This window comes from Mesorhizobium sp. M0816, from assembly GCF_040320005.1.
Classification (GTDB): Bacteria; Pseudomonadota; Alphaproteobacteria; order Rhizobiales; family Rhizobiaceae; genus Mesorhizobium.
Window position 1 is genome coordinate 74,993 of the sequence record NZ_JAMYOT010000015.1, and the last position, 14,767, is coordinate 89,759.

15 protein-coding genes are annotated in these 14,767 nt (G+C 62.4%); 5 read left to right on the forward strand and 10 right to left on the reverse strand.

Features of this window, described 5'->3' with window-relative positions:
* The first annotated feature begins 67 nt into the window (after positions 1-67).
* Complete coding sequence (locus NKI17_RS22735; protein WP_352577439.1) at positions 68-448, forward strand: hypothetical protein; 381 nt, start codon at positions 68-70, stop codon at positions 446-448.
* Entirely contained in the window at positions 445-1,149 is a 705-nt protein-coding gene (locus NKI17_RS22740) for a DUF4760 domain-containing protein (protein WP_352906826.1), read from the forward strand. Before NKI17_RS22735 ends, NKI17_RS22740 begins: the two co-directional genes overlap by 4 nt.
* 84 nt (positions 1,150-1,233) lie before the next feature.
* On the opposite strand, the gene NKI17_RS22745 is transcribed toward NKI17_RS22740, so the two are convergent.
* Positions 1,234-2,316, reverse strand: a complete 1,083-nt coding sequence (locus NKI17_RS22745; protein WP_352906827.1) for a trypsin-like serine peptidase — start codon at positions 2,314-2,316, stop codon at positions 1,234-1,236.
* A gap of 389 nt (positions 2,317-2,705) precedes the next feature.
* Here NKI17_RS22745 and NKI17_RS22750 point away from each other — a divergent pair, with 389 nt between their 5' ends.
* Positions 2,706-3,794, forward strand: a complete 1,089-nt coding sequence (locus tag NKI17_RS22750; RefSeq protein WP_352906828.1) for a S1 family serine peptidase — start codon at positions 2,706-2,708, stop codon at positions 3,792-3,794.
* Positions 3,795-3,861: 67 nt separating this feature from the next.
* On the opposite strand, the gene NKI17_RS22755 is transcribed toward NKI17_RS22750, so the two are convergent.
* Positions 3,862-4,212, reverse strand: a complete 351-nt coding sequence (locus tag NKI17_RS22755; RefSeq protein WP_023675228.1) for a hypothetical protein — start codon at positions 4,210-4,212, stop codon at positions 3,862-3,864.
* A 190-nt stretch (positions 4,213-4,402) separates the two neighbouring features.
* Here NKI17_RS22755 and NKI17_RS22760 point away from each other — a divergent pair, with 190 nt between their 5' ends.
* Positions 4,403-4,699: a DUF2934 domain-containing protein gene (locus NKI17_RS22760; RefSeq protein WP_352906829.1), complete on the forward strand. Its 297-nt coding sequence runs from the start codon at positions 4,403-4,405 to the stop codon at positions 4,697-4,699.
* A 56-nt stretch (positions 4,700-4,755) separates the two neighbouring features.
* On the opposite strand, the gene NKI17_RS22765 is transcribed toward NKI17_RS22760, so the two are convergent.
* The 8 genes from NKI17_RS22765 to NKI17_RS22800 all read right to left on the reverse strand — a co-directional run bounded on the left by NKI17_RS22765 (position 4,756) and on the right by NKI17_RS22800 (position 13,021).
* The gene (locus tag NKI17_RS22765; protein WP_352906830.1) at positions 4,756-5,448 is read right to left on the reverse strand and encodes a molybdate ABC transporter substrate-binding protein; all 693 of its coding nucleotides are present in this window, start codon (positions 5,446-5,448) and stop codon (positions 4,756-4,758) included.
* Between the two features lie 117 nt (positions 5,449-5,565).
* The gene (mgrA, locus tag NKI17_RS22770) at positions 5,566-6,612 is read right to left on the reverse strand and encodes an L-glyceraldehyde 3-phosphate reductase (protein ID WP_352906831.1); all 1,047 of its coding nucleotides are present in this window, start codon (positions 6,610-6,612) and stop codon (positions 5,566-5,568) included.
* A 129-nt stretch (positions 6,613-6,741) separates the two neighbouring features.
* A complete protein-coding gene (locus NKI17_RS22775; protein ID WP_352906832.1) occupies positions 6,742-7,890 on the reverse strand; it encodes a Gfo/Idh/MocA family protein in 1,149 nt (382 codons plus the stop codon).
* Positions 7,891-7,902: 12 nt separating this feature from the next.
* On the reverse strand, positions 7,903-8,649 hold the full coding sequence (locus tag NKI17_RS22780; protein ID WP_023675224.1) for a sugar phosphate isomerase/epimerase family protein: 747 nt from the start codon (positions 8,647-8,649) through the stop codon (positions 7,903-7,905).
* A gap of 86 nt (positions 8,650-8,735) precedes the next feature.
* A complete protein-coding gene (locus tag NKI17_RS22785) occupies positions 8,736-9,848 on the reverse strand; it encodes an ABC transporter ATP-binding protein (protein ID WP_352448362.1) in 1,113 nt (370 codons plus the stop codon).
* 5 nt (positions 9,849-9,853) lie between these two features.
* Positions 9,854-10,789 carry a carbohydrate ABC transporter permease gene (locus NKI17_RS22790; protein ID WP_352456790.1) on the reverse strand — a complete coding sequence of 312 codons (936 nt, stop codon included), beginning with the start codon at positions 10,787-10,789 and terminating at the stop codon, positions 9,854-9,856.
* A complete protein-coding gene (locus NKI17_RS22795) occupies positions 10,782-11,675 on the reverse strand; it encodes a carbohydrate ABC transporter permease (RefSeq protein ID WP_352906833.1) in 894 nt (297 codons plus the stop codon). The genes NKI17_RS22790 and NKI17_RS22795 overlap by 8 nt, the downstream gene beginning before the upstream one ends.
* Before the next feature lie 107 nt (positions 11,676-11,782).
* Positions 11,783-13,021 carry an ABC transporter substrate-binding protein gene (locus tag NKI17_RS22800; protein WP_352456792.1) on the reverse strand — a complete coding sequence of 413 codons (1,239 nt, stop codon included), beginning with the start codon at positions 13,019-13,021 and terminating at the stop codon, positions 11,783-11,785.
* Between the two features lie 395 nt (positions 13,022-13,416).
* Here NKI17_RS22800 and NKI17_RS22805 point away from each other — a divergent pair, with 395 nt between their 5' ends.
* Positions 13,417-14,466 carry a LacI family transcriptional regulator gene (locus NKI17_RS22805; protein ID WP_352766999.1) on the forward strand — a complete coding sequence of 350 codons (1,050 nt, stop codon included), beginning with the start codon at positions 13,417-13,419 and terminating at the stop codon, positions 14,464-14,466.
* Positions 14,467-14,767 lie beyond the last annotated feature (301 nt).

The following is a 14,767-nucleotide window of genomic DNA, read 5'->3' on the forward strand; positions in this document are numbered from 1 at the left end:
ATCGGCTGATAATGAACATTCTTCGACCGCCGCTGTCGGCGGCCGAACGGAACGGATGAGGGCGTTCGTGAACAGGATCGTATTTTCTTGGCGCGCAACAACCGCCGGCCTTGTCGCCGGGCTGTTGCTGGCCGCGAATGCTTCGGCGGACGAGGCTTGCGGCCTCTGCGCCAAGGAGGTCGTCATCAATTCCGAACTGGCGAGTTGCTTTCTCGACCAGTACGACCAGATCGCCAAAACCGGCAACGCCGCCGTTGTCGTCGATCTCAGCAGTTGCACCTCACGCGGCGTGGTCGAACCATTGCCGTCGCCGAGCAAGGCGCAGGTGGCGCCTGACGTGCAGTTCATCGTTTCGCGGGCGCAGCTGGATTGCCTGAAGAAGAAGCTGGAGGCGCCGGGCATCGTGCTCGACCCGTCCGCCACCATAGAACTGGACAGCTGCGGATGACGAAAGCGGGGGGCAACGCAACGCAGCAGGTAGTGACGGCGCCGGTACCGCAAAAGAAGCCGGTGTCGCTGCCGGAAACCGTCGAAGGCCTGCCGTGGGTGAGCAATCACGAGGTCAAGAAGGAGGCGAACCCGTTCACCGATCGCGACTGGCGCATGCTCGTCTATGCCTGGTCCGGATTGCTGGTGCGCCTGGCGATCATCTTCACCTTGATCTTTTCGGTCTACCAGTTCCTAGCGAACCAGGAGCAGAAGCGCGTCGAGCAAACGATGTCGCTGGTCGAGCTCTGGGAAAGCAAGGATTACCAGCAGGCGCAACGGGCCCTCAAGCAACGCCTGGCGGCGCTCAACGCCAAATACAGCAATCTGCTCAGTGCCAATCCGACGCCGACCGAGGAACAGGTGTTCAGACAGCGCATCGGCATCGAAGCGATGAGCGCAACCGGCGGCGACATGCCGCTTGCCGAGTTCAGCGACAATTTCGACCGCATCGTCTATTTCCTCAACCGCCTTTCCTTCTGCGTCGAAGGCAGGCTGTGCTCGCGTCAGGTCGCCGACTCCTATTTCCGCGACTATGCCGCTTCCTTCTGGAGCTATTTTGCCGGCTATATCGACAAGGAGCGCAAGGCCGGTTCACCGACTTTCGCCCAGCCGATCGAGAACTATGTGCGCCAGGCGCCACCCTCGGCCCAGTCCAGATGATTCTCGAAAATGCGAAAGCCGGCGACGGAAATACTCCGCCGCCGGCCGGTTTTCCGCGACGATCGCGGCGGAAATTCTGCAGGCCTATTTGTACAGGCTGTTGATCCACTGGACGTTGATGGCGTTCAGGCGCACGGCGGTATTGGCATCCGGGCTCTCGGCCACGTTCACGCCGGTGATGACGCGCTGCTTGGAGCCATTGTCATAGGCATAGACCGAGCTGCCGCTCGATCCTGGATACGTGTCGCAGTCGTACTGGAAATACTCGGTGGCGATGTGTTCGGCGAGCACTTCGCAGGTCGCCTTCCACATCGTGCCCATCGGCTTGTCGCCGGGATAGCCGACGATGTTGGCGGTGAAATCGCCGAGATCCACATAATTGGCATAGCCCAGCCAGCCGAGGTTGGTGCCGACATCCTGCTTCAAGGTGACGATGCCGAGATCCCATGGCACGACCGAGCCGTAAAAGCCCTGATAATTGTCGATGAAGCCTTGGACGATATAGGCGCTTTCATAGGTGAAGGCGCCGAACGGTGCGTCGTCGGCAGTCTTGCCGTTGAGAGCCGGCACGAACAGGATATCGTCCAGCCAGGCCTTGTCTTCGTGGCTGTAGAGGCAGTGCGCCGCGGTGAGCACCGTGCGCGGGCCGATCAGCGTCGCCGAGCAGCTGCCATAGCTGCCGCTCTTCGATTTGCCTTCGAGGTAGCCGATCGCGGTGAACGGGTAGGTTTTGGTATTCTTGATCTGCTCCCGGTCGTCCGTCCCGAACACCTGGCGGCCGGCCTCTTCGCCTCCGCTCAGCCCGGAATTCTCGGACTTCTGTCCCTCGGCGGGCGCGTTCATTTCCTTGATGACAAGGTCCTTCAGCGTCTCGTTCGGATCGATCTTGATGTCCTTGCCGTCGGCGGAGCGGCCGACGATGCCATAGGATTTGACGGCCGTTGCTTCGTCGGTGAGCGGCGCGGCGCGGTTGGCCTCGTCGTCGGTCAATTTCGGCGGGGCGATCGGTTTCGCCCGGCCGGGCTTGTAATCGCCCGATGTTACGTCCCGCATGCTTTCGCCGTTGCCGGCATTGGCGGAACCTGGATCGGCTGCCAAGGCAGGAACCGCCCACATTGCGCTGGAAAGCAACGCGGACGCAACAATGCACTGTGTCAGTTTTGTCATGGTGAGACTCTCCCAAAAGTCAGCAAGGACTGGATCAAGATACAGAAATATTGTCGAGATCGTGGTGGCGCAGAAAAATGAAATTGGTTACCGGTGCCTTTACCGGGCCATTATTCAGTGCAGCCAGTTTAGGTCCCCGCCAAAAATGCCTGCAACGGTATACTGCCTAAAATAATCCAACATTGGCAACGACAAATTGCTTCCACATAGCCCGTGGGGGGCTATAGGATTTGGGCGGGTTTGGCTCGACAGCACGACTAGCAGAAATGGTGCTCGGCTTTGTGACGGATCATGCTTCGCCGTGGAGCATGATCTCACCGGCCGGTTCCATTTCAGTGGATCATGCGTCGGCGACTGCCTGTCGGGAACATCGTCTCAGGGGGTTCGAGGTGAAGATCATCCATAGGTTCAGACCGATTGCCGCCGCCGCACTGCTCGGCATCGCGGCGGCCTTGCCGGCCATCAATTCCGTTCATGCCACGGACGCGGCCGCCCGGCCCGAGGCGGCGATCTCGCCGATGAAACGCGTGGCCGAGGCCAGGGCCGAGGCCAAGGCGGAGAACCCCGACGGCGGCGATCGCGTCTACGGCGGCAAAGAGGCCGAGAAGGGCGCTTACCCGTTCCAGGTGGCATTGTTGACCACCGGCAGACTGGACAAAAGCCTGGCCTCGCAGGCGAATGCGCAGTTCTGCGGCGGCAGCCTGATCGCGCCGCAATGGGTGCTGACGGCGGCGCACTGCCTCAATGACGACGGCGAGCCGATTTCGCCTGATATGGTCACCGTGCTCACCGGCGCCACCGATCTCAGCGAGGGCAAGCGCTACAAGGCGGCGGAGATCATCGTCAACGAGGGCTATAGCGAGCAGACGCTGGACAACGATCTCGGCTTGATCCGGCTGGCCGAGCCGGCCGATGCCCCGACCATCAAAATTGCCCGTGAGCCGACACCGGACACCGGTAAGACGACGGTCACTGGTTGGGGCAAGATGCAGGACGGAACATTTCCCACCGCGCTGATGGTCGCCGACCTGGACCTCCAGCCGAACGCAACCTGCAACAGCGGCATCAAGGCGATTTATGCGCATGATTTGAAGGCAGCGCTCGGCGAGCTCGCCCGCCGCATGCGTTATTCGGAAAGGGGCATCGAGGCCGCCGCCAACGCGATTGCAGCCGATATGGCCGATCCGCTTACCGGCAACATGATCTGCGCCGGCACCGCAAGCGGCGAGCGCGACGCCTGCAATGGCGACAGCGGCGGACCGCTGTTCATGACCGGCGCCGATGGTCCGGTGCAGGTCGGCGTCGTCAGCTGGGGCGAAGGGCCGGCCGACGGCGGCACCGCCTGCGGCCACAAGAACGCCTACGGCATCTACACGCGGCTGGCCAATTACACCGGCTGGATCGAGGAGAAGATGAGGACGGCAGCGCCCGCAGCGCCCAAAGCCCTCGGCACGGCGCAGAAGCCCGCCACGCCCTGACCGGTGTCATCTGCTGAATGACGGCGGGAGCAATCCCGCCGTTTCTGCCCGGAACCTTAGGTTGGGACTAGAACCAGCGATCGCGGCGCTGGTCTGTGGCGGCCAAGGCGAGGCCCAGTAGCGCCCCTACGGCCGCTCCGAGTATGAAGGCGGACGATATTGTGCCGGGATTCTCCTGGACCACCCCGGACACCGTCTGGGCCCTGTTGCGCAGGGCTTGTGCCGTCCGCGAGGCGCGCTCAGCAGCGTTGCCATACCAATCGCCGGCGTCCTCGATCGCCTCTTCCGCGCGTTCCGCCAAGGTTCGGTTGATCTTGTTGATCTCGCGCCTCAGCTGCGCGACCTGCTTCTCCAGGGCTTCCTGAGCTTCACGTTGAGTCATCTTCGGTGCTGCGGATTCGTTCGGTTCGTCGGCCATTGTAATCTCCTTTGCTCAGGCTCGGCTCAACGGCCGGCCCACTGTGCAGGTTCCTCCGCAAAACGCGTATGTCCGGTGTTTGTTCGGTGAGAAACCGGCTTTTGTCCGGCATGTCTGCGAATTCGGCATCAACATCGGATCGTTCCGGCGCTCCCCGCGTTGGTGAAAACGCCACAAGGGAGGAACCGCCATGGACGACGATCGGCATGAAAAAATTCGGCAGCGAGCCTATGAAATCTGGGTGCGCGAGGGCCGCCCGCACGGCGCACATGAGCGTCATTGGCAGCAGGCGAAACATGAGCTTGACCTCGACGACGCGGACGTTTCGGCGGGAACGATCGCCAGCTCCGACGTTCTGACGGTCGAGGCACTGGCGATGCGCACCGGGATAACCGGTGATCAGGCGCAAGAGCTGATCGACAGGCTTGGCAACGACAGGGCGACGCTCGAGCAAGCCGCGCGGAACCTCAAGGCAGCCGAAAGTTAGAGCGTGTTTGAGAAGGGGATTTCCAGCGTGGCTCCGGCGTACTTCATCGCACGCTCTTAGCGGCGCTCGACACCCCTTGCGGCCAGCATGTCATCAACGGCTGCCGACATCAGAAATGCCGACAGCTGGTTGGCCGCTTCTGCGTCCGTCGAATCGGCGCTGATGCCAATGGCGAAGTCGACGTAACTTTGGAGTTCTGCAGGAAACCCACCGACAAGCACGACCTGGGGAGCGGCCGCGAGAATCGAAGTCACGGGAACGACCCCCAACTCGGCTTCCCCACGGCCCACGGCCGGCGCTGTCTGCCCTCCTGGTATGGCCACCAGCTTGGGCCTCACCTCATCCGCTATCCCCAAACGTTCCAGCAAACCGGAGAAGTAGCCACCGCTGGTTCCTTCACTGGCGTAGGCGATCGATCTGGCGCTCTTCAACGCCTGTTCGAATGCTTCCACGGACCCGATGTCGAGCGGTCGACTGCCTGCCTTGGCTGCCACCCCCATTGCTATCCGGCCAAACGCCACCTGGCTCCCCGCCTTGACCTTTCCCGAGGCAGTCAGATCCTGAATCAGGTCCGGATTGGTGATGACGAGGTCAAAAGCTTCCCCAGCTTCAATCTGCTTCTTTACTGTCGGATTGAGCTCCCACCTGACCGCAACTGTGAATCCCGTGGCCGTTTCGAACCGGGGTATGAGAGCTAGAATGGCTGGGCGGACCGCAATAGCGCCAAAAAGCCGGATTTCCTGATTCATCGCCTAACCCCGAATCGGACGAAACGACCTTCTTGCAATACCCATCCAGCTGCCCGGCCATTCTATGCTCAGCGTCCCGGAAGCCGTCGCCCTTCGGCCACCGGATGCCGTCATCGCCTACTTCCTCGGCGGCCCCTTGCGCTCGGCCGATGCCGCCCAGAGATTGATGTCCGACTCGCGGGCAAAGGTGTCGATCTCGGCGAGTTCGGCATCGCTGAAGTCGAGCGCCTTCAGCGCGCCGACGCAATCCTCGACCTGTTCCGGCCGGCTGGCGCCGATCAGCGCCGACGTCACCCTGCCCCGGCGCAGCACCCAGGCCAGCGCCATCTGCGCCAGCGTCTGGCCGCGGCGACGGGCGATAACGTTCAGCGCCTCGATATTGGCGATCGACTTGTCGTTGATGAATGCCGGGCGCAGCGACTTGCCCTGGCTGGCGCGGCTGCCATCGGGGATGCCGCCGAGATATTTGTTGGTCAGCATGCCTTGCGCCAGCGGCGAGAACACGATCGAGCCGACACCAAGCCCCTCCAGCGTATCGAGCAGGCCATCATCCTCGACCCAGCGGTTGAGCATCGAATAGCTCGGCTGATGGATCACGCAAGGCGTGCCGAGCTGCTTCAATATGTCGGCGGCCTCGCGGGTGCGCTGCGAATTATAGGAGGAAATGCCGGCATAGAGCGCCTTGCCCGAGCGCACCGCGTGATCGAGCGCGCCCATCGTTTCCTCCAGCGGGGTGTCGGGGTCGAAGCGGTGCGAATAGAAGATGTCGACATAGTCGAGCCCCATCCGCTTCAGGCTCTGGTCGAGGCTGGCCAGGACATATTTGCGGCCGCCCCATTCGCCATAAGGTCCTGCCCACATTTCGTAGCCGGCCTTGGTCGAGATGATCAGCTCGTCGCGATAACCGGCAAAGTCCGTCCGCAGGATCTCGCCGAACGCCTGCTCCGCCGAGCCGGGCGGCGGGCCGTAATTGTTGGCGAGGTCGAAATGCGTGATGCCGAGATCGAACGCCTTGCGCGCGATCGCCTGCTTGGTTCTATGCGGCGTGTCGTTGCCGAAATTGTGCCACAGCCCAAGCGAGATCGCCGGCAGCTTCAGGCCGGACCGCCCGCAGCGATTGTAGACCATCTTGTCGTAGCGGTTTTCGGCGGGGACATACGGCATGGGAAATCCTCAAATCGAAACGAGCCCGACGGCTGCCGCCGCGACAGTGGGGCAGTCGAGCTTGCCACCCTTAGCCTCTCCCCGCGCAAACGGGGAGAGGCTTTTTGCGGTGCTTGGGAGGTGCGCCGCCTACTTGGTTTTCTTCTTCGCCAGCAGCTCCTTCGCCGCCTTGACGCCGAGTGCCGCGGGCCGCTCGCAGCTGGTCTGCATGGCGACGAACTTTCCGGTCTCGCCCGAACGCAACAGGCCGGTCATGACGTCGACGGCATGCAGCGCCAGTTCCATCGAGCAGCGGTGCGGCCGGCCTTCCCTGATCGCGATCGCCATGTCGGCCAAACCGGCGGTGCGGTAGTTGGCCATCATGCCTTGCGAATGCATCTCGTTGGGCACGCCGAACGGATGCGGCCATTTCGGCAGCTTCTTCACCGGTTTGGCGGCTTCGGTGTAGCGCACTTCGCCGCCGAAGAAGTTCGGATCCGGCACGAACACCGTGCCCGCCTCGCCATAGAGCTCCATCGGCGCGTGGCCGTGGCTCCAGACGTCCCAGCTGGTGTTGAGCGTCACCACGGCACCGTTCTCGAATTCCAGCACGCCATGGATCGTCGTCGGCGTGGAGACCGGGATCTTTTCGCCGGCGCGCGGCTTCGAGCTGATGATGCGTTCCGTCATCGGGATCGAAGCGAAGGCCGCGACCTGCTTCACCGGCCCGATCAGCTGGATCAGGTTGGTGATGTAATACGGTCCGATATCGAGCACCGGCCCGGCGCCCGGCTGGAAGAAGAAGTCCGGATTGGGGTGCCAATGCTCCATGCCATGGCTCATCACATGACAGGTGCCGCTGGTGATCCTGCCGAGCCTGCCGGTGTCGATCAGGTCGCGGACAAGCTGGTGCGCGCCGCCAAGGAAGGTGTCGGGGGCAGAGCCGATGCGCAGCCCCTTGTTTTCCGCCCGTTTCTTCAGGTCGAGCCCTTCCTTGACCGACAGCACGAAGGGCTTCTCCGAATAGACGTGCTTGCCGGCGTCGAGGATCTGCTTCGACACCTCGTAATGCACCGCCGGAATGGTCAGGTTGACGATGATGTCGATATCGTCGGCCTTGAGCAGCCCCTCGACAGTCTCGGCGCGCAGCTTGAACTCTTTTGCCCGCGCTTTCGCCGCTTCCATGTTGATGTCGGCGCAGGCGCGCATCTCGATGCCGCGAAACAGCGGCGCCAGCGAGAAATACGCCTTAGAGATGTTGCCGCAGCCGATGACGCCGATGCCAAGTTTTGTTGCCATGCTGGTGTGCTCCTAATAGGTCTTGGCGGCTGCGATCGAGCGGCGGGCGAAGCGCTCGATATCGTTGGGATTGTCCTGTTCCATGACGTAGTATTTTGCGGCGCTTTTGGCGCGTAGCGCCTTGATCAGGCCGGGCCAGTCGATGGTGCCGTGGCCGACGTCGGACCAGCCGTCCTCGTCGAGGCCCTCGCCCGGCTTGGCCAAGTCCTTGACATGGACGGCGACGATGCGCTTGCCGTGCTTCTCGATCCAGGGCAGCGGATCGACGCCGCCGCGCACCACCCAGGCGACGTCCATCTCCCAGCCGATGTCGGGCGCGGAGGACAGGATATGGTCCTGCGGCACCGAGCCGTCGGCAAGCGCCTTGAACTCGAAATCATGGTTGTGCCAGGCAAAGCCATAGCCGGCTTTCCTGGCCGTCTCGCCGACCTTGGCCAGGCGTTCGCCGAAGCCGCGCCAGCCGGCTGTGTCGGCCGGCCTGAACTCGGCGTTCAGGAACGGGCAGATGAGCAGCGTGATGCCGAGCGCGTCGGCCGTCCTGCGCACGCCGTCGAAATCCTTCTCGAGCGCGTCGATCGAGAAATGCCCGGTCGGCATGGCGAGCCCGTTCTTGTCGAGCTCGGCACGGAACGCCTTGGGATCGTCATAGACTCCGCCGAACCCTTCGACTTGGCTGTAACCAAGCTCCCCCAGCATCTTGAGCACGCCCTCCCAGGGCTGGAAATTGCGGGCGCTGTAAAGTTGGAATGACCAGTTCATCGTCTCTGTCCGTTTTCTTGTGGATGGTTAGTTTTGGGGGAATGAGTCTTGGGGGAGTGGAAGAGTCTTGGGAGGCTAATCATGCTCTAGAGGCGGTTACCCGTGGCGGCGTCGAAAAGCGAGGCGCGCATCGGGTCAAAACCGATGCCGACCGCCTCGGCGTTGTTTGGCGTGCGCTCGGCTGTCACCCGCACCGTGAAATTCTGGCCGGCGAGCTTCAGCCAGACCAGCGTGTCGGAACCCATGGGCTCGACGACCTCGACATTTGCCGTGGCTGCGAACGGCCATCCCGTGCCGCTGTTGAACGCCACGTGCTCGGGGCGGATGCCGAACACGGCCGGCCCTGGCACCGGGTCCTTCTCGAAAGCATAGGTGGCAAGCGGTATCCGCACATCCTCGGCGACGAAGTGCCAGTCGCCTGCCGCTTGCTCCAGTCTGCCGTCGAGGAAGTTCATTGCCGGCGAGCCGAGGAAGCCGGCGACAAACCGGTTGACTGGCCGGTTATAGATGGTCTGCGGCGCATCGAGCTGCTGGATGACGCCGCCCTTCATCACTGCGATACGGTCGGCCAGCGTCATCGCCTCGATCTGGTCGTGGGTGACGTAGATCATGGTGTTCTCGAGCTTGCGATGCAGCAGCTTGATTTCGACGCGCAATTCCGCGCGCAGCTTGGCGTCGAGGTTGGAGAGCGGTTCGTCGAACAGAAAGACATCGACGTCACGCACAAGTGCGCGCCCGATCGCCACGCGCTGGCGCTGGCCGCCGGACAGCGCCGCCGGCTTGCGATGCAAAAGCGGTTCGATCTGCAGGATCTCGGCGGCCCGGGCGATGCGCTTGGCGATCTCGTCCTTGGCGAGGCCGGCAACGCGCAGCCCGAACGACAGGTTCTTCTCCACCGTCATCTGCGGATAGAGCGCGTAGGACTGGAACACCATGCCGATGCCGCGATCCTTGGGCTCTTCCCAGGTGACGTTCTTGCCCTTGATGAAGATGCGGCCTTCGGAAACGTCGAGCAGCCCGGCAATGCAGTTGAGCAAGGTCGACTTGCCGCAGCCGGACGGGCCGAGCAGCACGATGAATTCGCCTTCGGCAACATCGAGGTTGAGCGTCTGCAGCACCGATATCGCACCGAAATTCAGCGACAGGTTCTGGATCGAGACGCTGGTGCCGTTTGCCGCAATGCTGCCGTTTGCGTTCATCGCCATCATCCTTTCACCGCGCCGGCGGCGATGCCGCGCACAAACAATTTTCCGGACAGGAAATAGACGATCAGCGGCACCAGGCCGGTCAGGATGGTGGCTGCCATGTTGACGTTGTATTCCTTCACGCCTTGCACCGAGTTGACGATGTTGTTGAGCTGCACCGTCATCGGATAGGTGTCGGGGCGGGTGTAGACGACGCCGAACAGGAAGTCGTTCCAGATGCCGGTCACCTGCAGGATGATGGCGACGACAAAGATCGGCAGCGACATCGGCAGCATGATGCGGAAATAAATGCCCCAGAAGCCGGCGCCATCGACACGCGCTGCCCGGAACAGCTCCTCCGGCATGGAGGTAAAGTAGTTGCGGAACAACAGTGTGAGGATCGGCATGCCGAAGATGGAATGGACGATCACCAGGCCGCTGAGGCTGCCGTAAAGGCCGACTTCGCGCAGGATGATGACGATCGGATAGATCATCACCTGATAGGGGATGAAGGCGCCGACGATCAGGATGATGAAGAAGGTGTCGGCACCTTTGAAGCGCCAGTTGGCAAGCGCATAGCCGTTCACCGAGGCGAGCGCGATCGACAGGATCACCGACGGGATCGTGATGCGCACCGAATTCCAGAAGCCACGCGACAGCCCGTCGCAGTTGAGCCCGGTGCAGGCGCTCGACCAGGCCTTGACCCACGGCTCGAAGGTGATCTCCATCGGCGGCGAGAAGATGTTGCCGAGGCGTATCTCGGGCATGCCTTTGAGCGATGTCACCACCATCACGTAGAGCGGCAAAAGATAGTAGAGCGCCACCACGATCAGCGTGCCGTAGAGGAAGATGTTGCGGCGCGAGAATGTGTGGCGCGGCTTCGGCCCGCTCGGCCCGTAGGCTTCGAGCCCGCCGGCGCCGGCAATGGCGGGCAATGAAATGGCTTGGTCAGACACGCTTCTTGCCTCCGAACTCGAGATAGGCCCACGGCACGATGACGATGATCACCGACAGCAGCATCATGGTCGAGGCGGCGAACCCCTGACCGAGGTTCTGGGCGAAGAACATGTAGTCATAGACATATTTGGCCGGGACTTCGGAGGCGATGCCGGGCCCGCCGCTGGTCTGGGCGACAACCAGGTCATAGATCTTGACGATACCGGCAGCGATGATGACGAGCGTGGTGATGAAGACCGGCCGCATCATCGGTATGATGATGAACAGATAGGTCTTCCAGGTCGGTATCCCGTCGACCCGCGCTGCCTTCCAGATATCCTCGTCGATGCCGCGCAGGCCGGCCAGCATCAGGCACATGATGAGCCCGGTGCCCTGCCAGAGAGCGGCGATCAATATGCCGTAGATGACGATGCTGGAATCATAGAGCGGATTGAAGCTGAAGCTCTCCCAGCCGAGGCTGCGCACCACTCCCTGGACACCGAACTCGGGGTTGAGCAACCACTGCCAGACGAGGCCGGTGACGATGAAGGAGAGGGCGAAGGGATAGAGGAAAATGGTCCGGAACGTGTCCTCGAACCGGATCTTCTGGTCGAGCAGGGCGGCAAGCAGGAAGCCGATCACCAGCGAGAACAGCAGCGACAGCACGCCGTAGATGAACAGGTTCTCGATCGAGACCAGCCAGCGCGGCACCGACCACAGCCGGTAGTACTGGTCGAGCCCGACGAAATTCAGCCGTGGCAGGAGCTTCGAACTGGTGAAGGAATAAAGCACCGTCCACGCGCTGCCGCCGACAAAGATCACCAGCGCTGTGAGGATCATTGGGATCGAGGCGATTTTCGCATTGAGGTTGCGAAAGAGTTGGCTAGGGCGTTCGCTCTTGCTCATCTGCACAGCCGCGCTGGATCGGGTAAGGGCCGGAGGGTCAAGAGGCCTTGACCCGAGCTCCCGACCCTGCGTTTGCAGGGGCGGGAGTGAGGCGGTCGGTCGATCGCTCAATCGGCCGAACCGACAATGGCGGCGAAGCGCTTCTGCGCATCTTCCACGGTCATGTCCTGCTTGGCGAAGAACTCGGAGAAAAGATCCTCCTTCTGCTTCTGCGTATCCTGCGAAAGCAGCTGGTCGGTCCAGGGCATGACATTGCCTTTGGCGAGAATTTCGAGCCCCTTCTTCATGCAGTCGTTCGCCGCCTTGAGGTCGACGTCGCCGCGCACCGGCAGCGAACCTTTCTTGAGATTGAAGGCGACCTGCGTCTTGGGATCGAGCAGCGTGTGGGCCAGCACTTCTTGCGCCTTCGATTTTTCGGGGTCCTTCAGCAGCGGGAAGTAGAAAGCGTCGCCGCCGGTGGCGATGACCTCGTTGAGACCGAGGCCCGGAAGGCAAGTATAGTCCTTGCCGGCGGTCTGGCCGGCAACCTGGAACTCGCCCTGCGCCCAGTCACCCATGATCTGGCCGCCTGCCTTGCCGGTGATGACCAGATTGGTGGCCTGGTTCCAGTCCTGCACATTGGTGTTCTTGGCCATCTTGCGGGCGTCGTCCGCGGCCTTGAAGACCTTGGCGACCTCGGGCCCGGCGGCGAATTCCGCGTCCTTGTCCTTGTAGACCTTGAGGAAGGCGTCGGTGCCGCCGACCGCCGCAAGCAGCACGTCGAAAGCGCCGGAGGCCTGCCAGGGCTGGCCGCCGACCGCGAGCGGCTGGATGCCTGCCTTTTCAAGCGCGGGCGCCGCAGCGACATATTCATTCCAGTTCTTCGGCACCGGCACGCCGGCTTTTTCGAAGGCCGCGTTCGACAGCCACAGCCACTGCCAGGAGTGGATGTTGACCGGCACGCAATAGATCTTGCCGTCGAGGGTACAGCCGTCGAGCAGGCTCTTCGGCTGCACGATTTCCGTCCACTTTTCCTTGGTGGCGAGATCGGTGAGGTCGCGCATCAGCCCGGCCTGCACCAATTCTTCCGCCTGCCGGCCGTGATTGAACTGGGTCGCGCCCATCGGGTCGCCGCCGGTGATGCGGCTGATCATGATCGGCCGCGCCGTGCCGCCGGAGCCGGCGATGGCGCCGTCAACCCAGTGATTGCCGGTTGCGTCGAAAGCCTTGGCGAGTTCGGCGACCGCTGCCGCCTCGCCGCCGGAGGTCCACCAATGGGTGACTTCCAGATCCGTCGCGGCCGCCGGGCCGGCAAATTGCAGCGCGACCGTCGCAGCCAGCGCAGCAGTCATGAGTTGGTATCGCATTTCGTTCCTCCCAGAATCTGAAACGTTACAGATTTTCGATACGGCAATTGCTTCGGACGCGCAACCCCTCAGGCAAATCCGGCATCAAATTTTTTCGAAGCGCGAATAAAATCGCCTGGCCCGCCGACCTACCGCACCGCAACAGGAGAGGTTGCACTGCAAAAAGTTGATGCTGCGACGCCAGAAAACCGGAAAAGGCCCTTCTGTCGCTGTTTTTTGCGCCGACCGGAGTGCCGCTCGTTTTGCGCCTGTCACCAGTGATATCGCCACGGCAGTGACAATCTGTAACGTTTCAGTATATAGCGGTCTCATTCGGTGAAGGCCCGCGGCGTACCCGCGGCCCGCCGATTGCCGGCCTGCCCGGCAACTGCTATGCGCCTGACGGGGCGGGATGAATGAACAGGCATCAAAAAGAGAAGGCCGACGAAGCGTCGGGCCGGGGCCGGCCGACACTGAAGACGCTTGCCTTCATGACCGGGCTGGGCGTCACCACCGTGTCGCGCGCGCTGAAGGACGCGCCCGAGATCGGCGCCGAGACCAGGCGGCGCGTCCAGCTTGTCGCCAAGCAGATCGGTTATCGGCCCAACCGTGCCGGCGTCCGCCTGCGCACCGGCAAGACCAATGTCATCAGCCTGGTGCTCAACACCGAGCACGAGATCATGAGCTTTGTCTCGGATATCATCTACGGCGTTTCCGAAGTCATTGCCGACACGCCCTACCATTTGATCGTGACACCCTACTCGCGCTCGCAGGATCCGCTCGACCCGATCCGCTACCTCGTGGAAACCGGTTCAGCCGACGGCGTCATCATTTCGCGCACGCAGCCGAACGATCCGAGGGCCCGTTATATGCTGGAGCGCGGCATCCCCTTTGCCACGCATGGCCGCACCGATATGGGGCTGATCCATCCCTACCATGATTTCGACAATTACGCTTTCGCAGCCGAGGCAGTGCGCCATCTGGCCGGCCTCGGCCGCCGCCGCCTGGCTCTGTTGGCGCCGCCGGTCGAGCTGACCTATCACGGCCACACGCTCGCCGGCTTTGCCGATGCGCTGAGCGAGGTCGGCGCCAGCGAGATTCCGTTCAACACCGTTTCGATCGATCATTCGATCGAGCAGATCAGAATGCGGACCGCGCAGCTGATGCGCCGCGAAAGCCGCCCGGACGGTTTCATTAGCAGCGCCGCCGCCGCGACGCTCGCCATCGTCGCCGGCATCGAAGACGCCGGCCTCAAGCTTGGCCGCGATGTCGATGTGGTGTCCAAACAATCGTCGGAGCTTCTGCACCTGTTTCGCAGCGAATTGCTGGTCGTCAACGAGAACTTCCGACTGGCCGGCGCCGAACTCGCCCGCTCGGTGCTGGGCTGGATCGGCGGCGCCGCCCCCGGCACCCTGCAAAGCCTGAGCGAGCCGGGCGAAGTGCAGGCCTATCGCCGCCCCGACTAGAGCGGGATACGTTCAAATTGAACTGGCGCCCGCTCCATCGATTGTCATAGCCGCATTTCTGCGGCGCCAAGCGGAATCACTTGGCGTCGGAGAAATGCGCGCTGCTGACTGGCAGCCTTGGGGGCGGAAGCGGACTGGCAGATTCAGGGCGGCTAGATCGAGAAGCGGTCTCCGCGCCGGACCGCCTCAGGCGCGACAGCATCGAAATTCCCACCTGACCCTCAAATCACTTTATGCCTGTGTGGTGGGCAAACGTAGCATTCCGGACGCGGACATCGCGATCGCCAAGGCGATTCCTGGG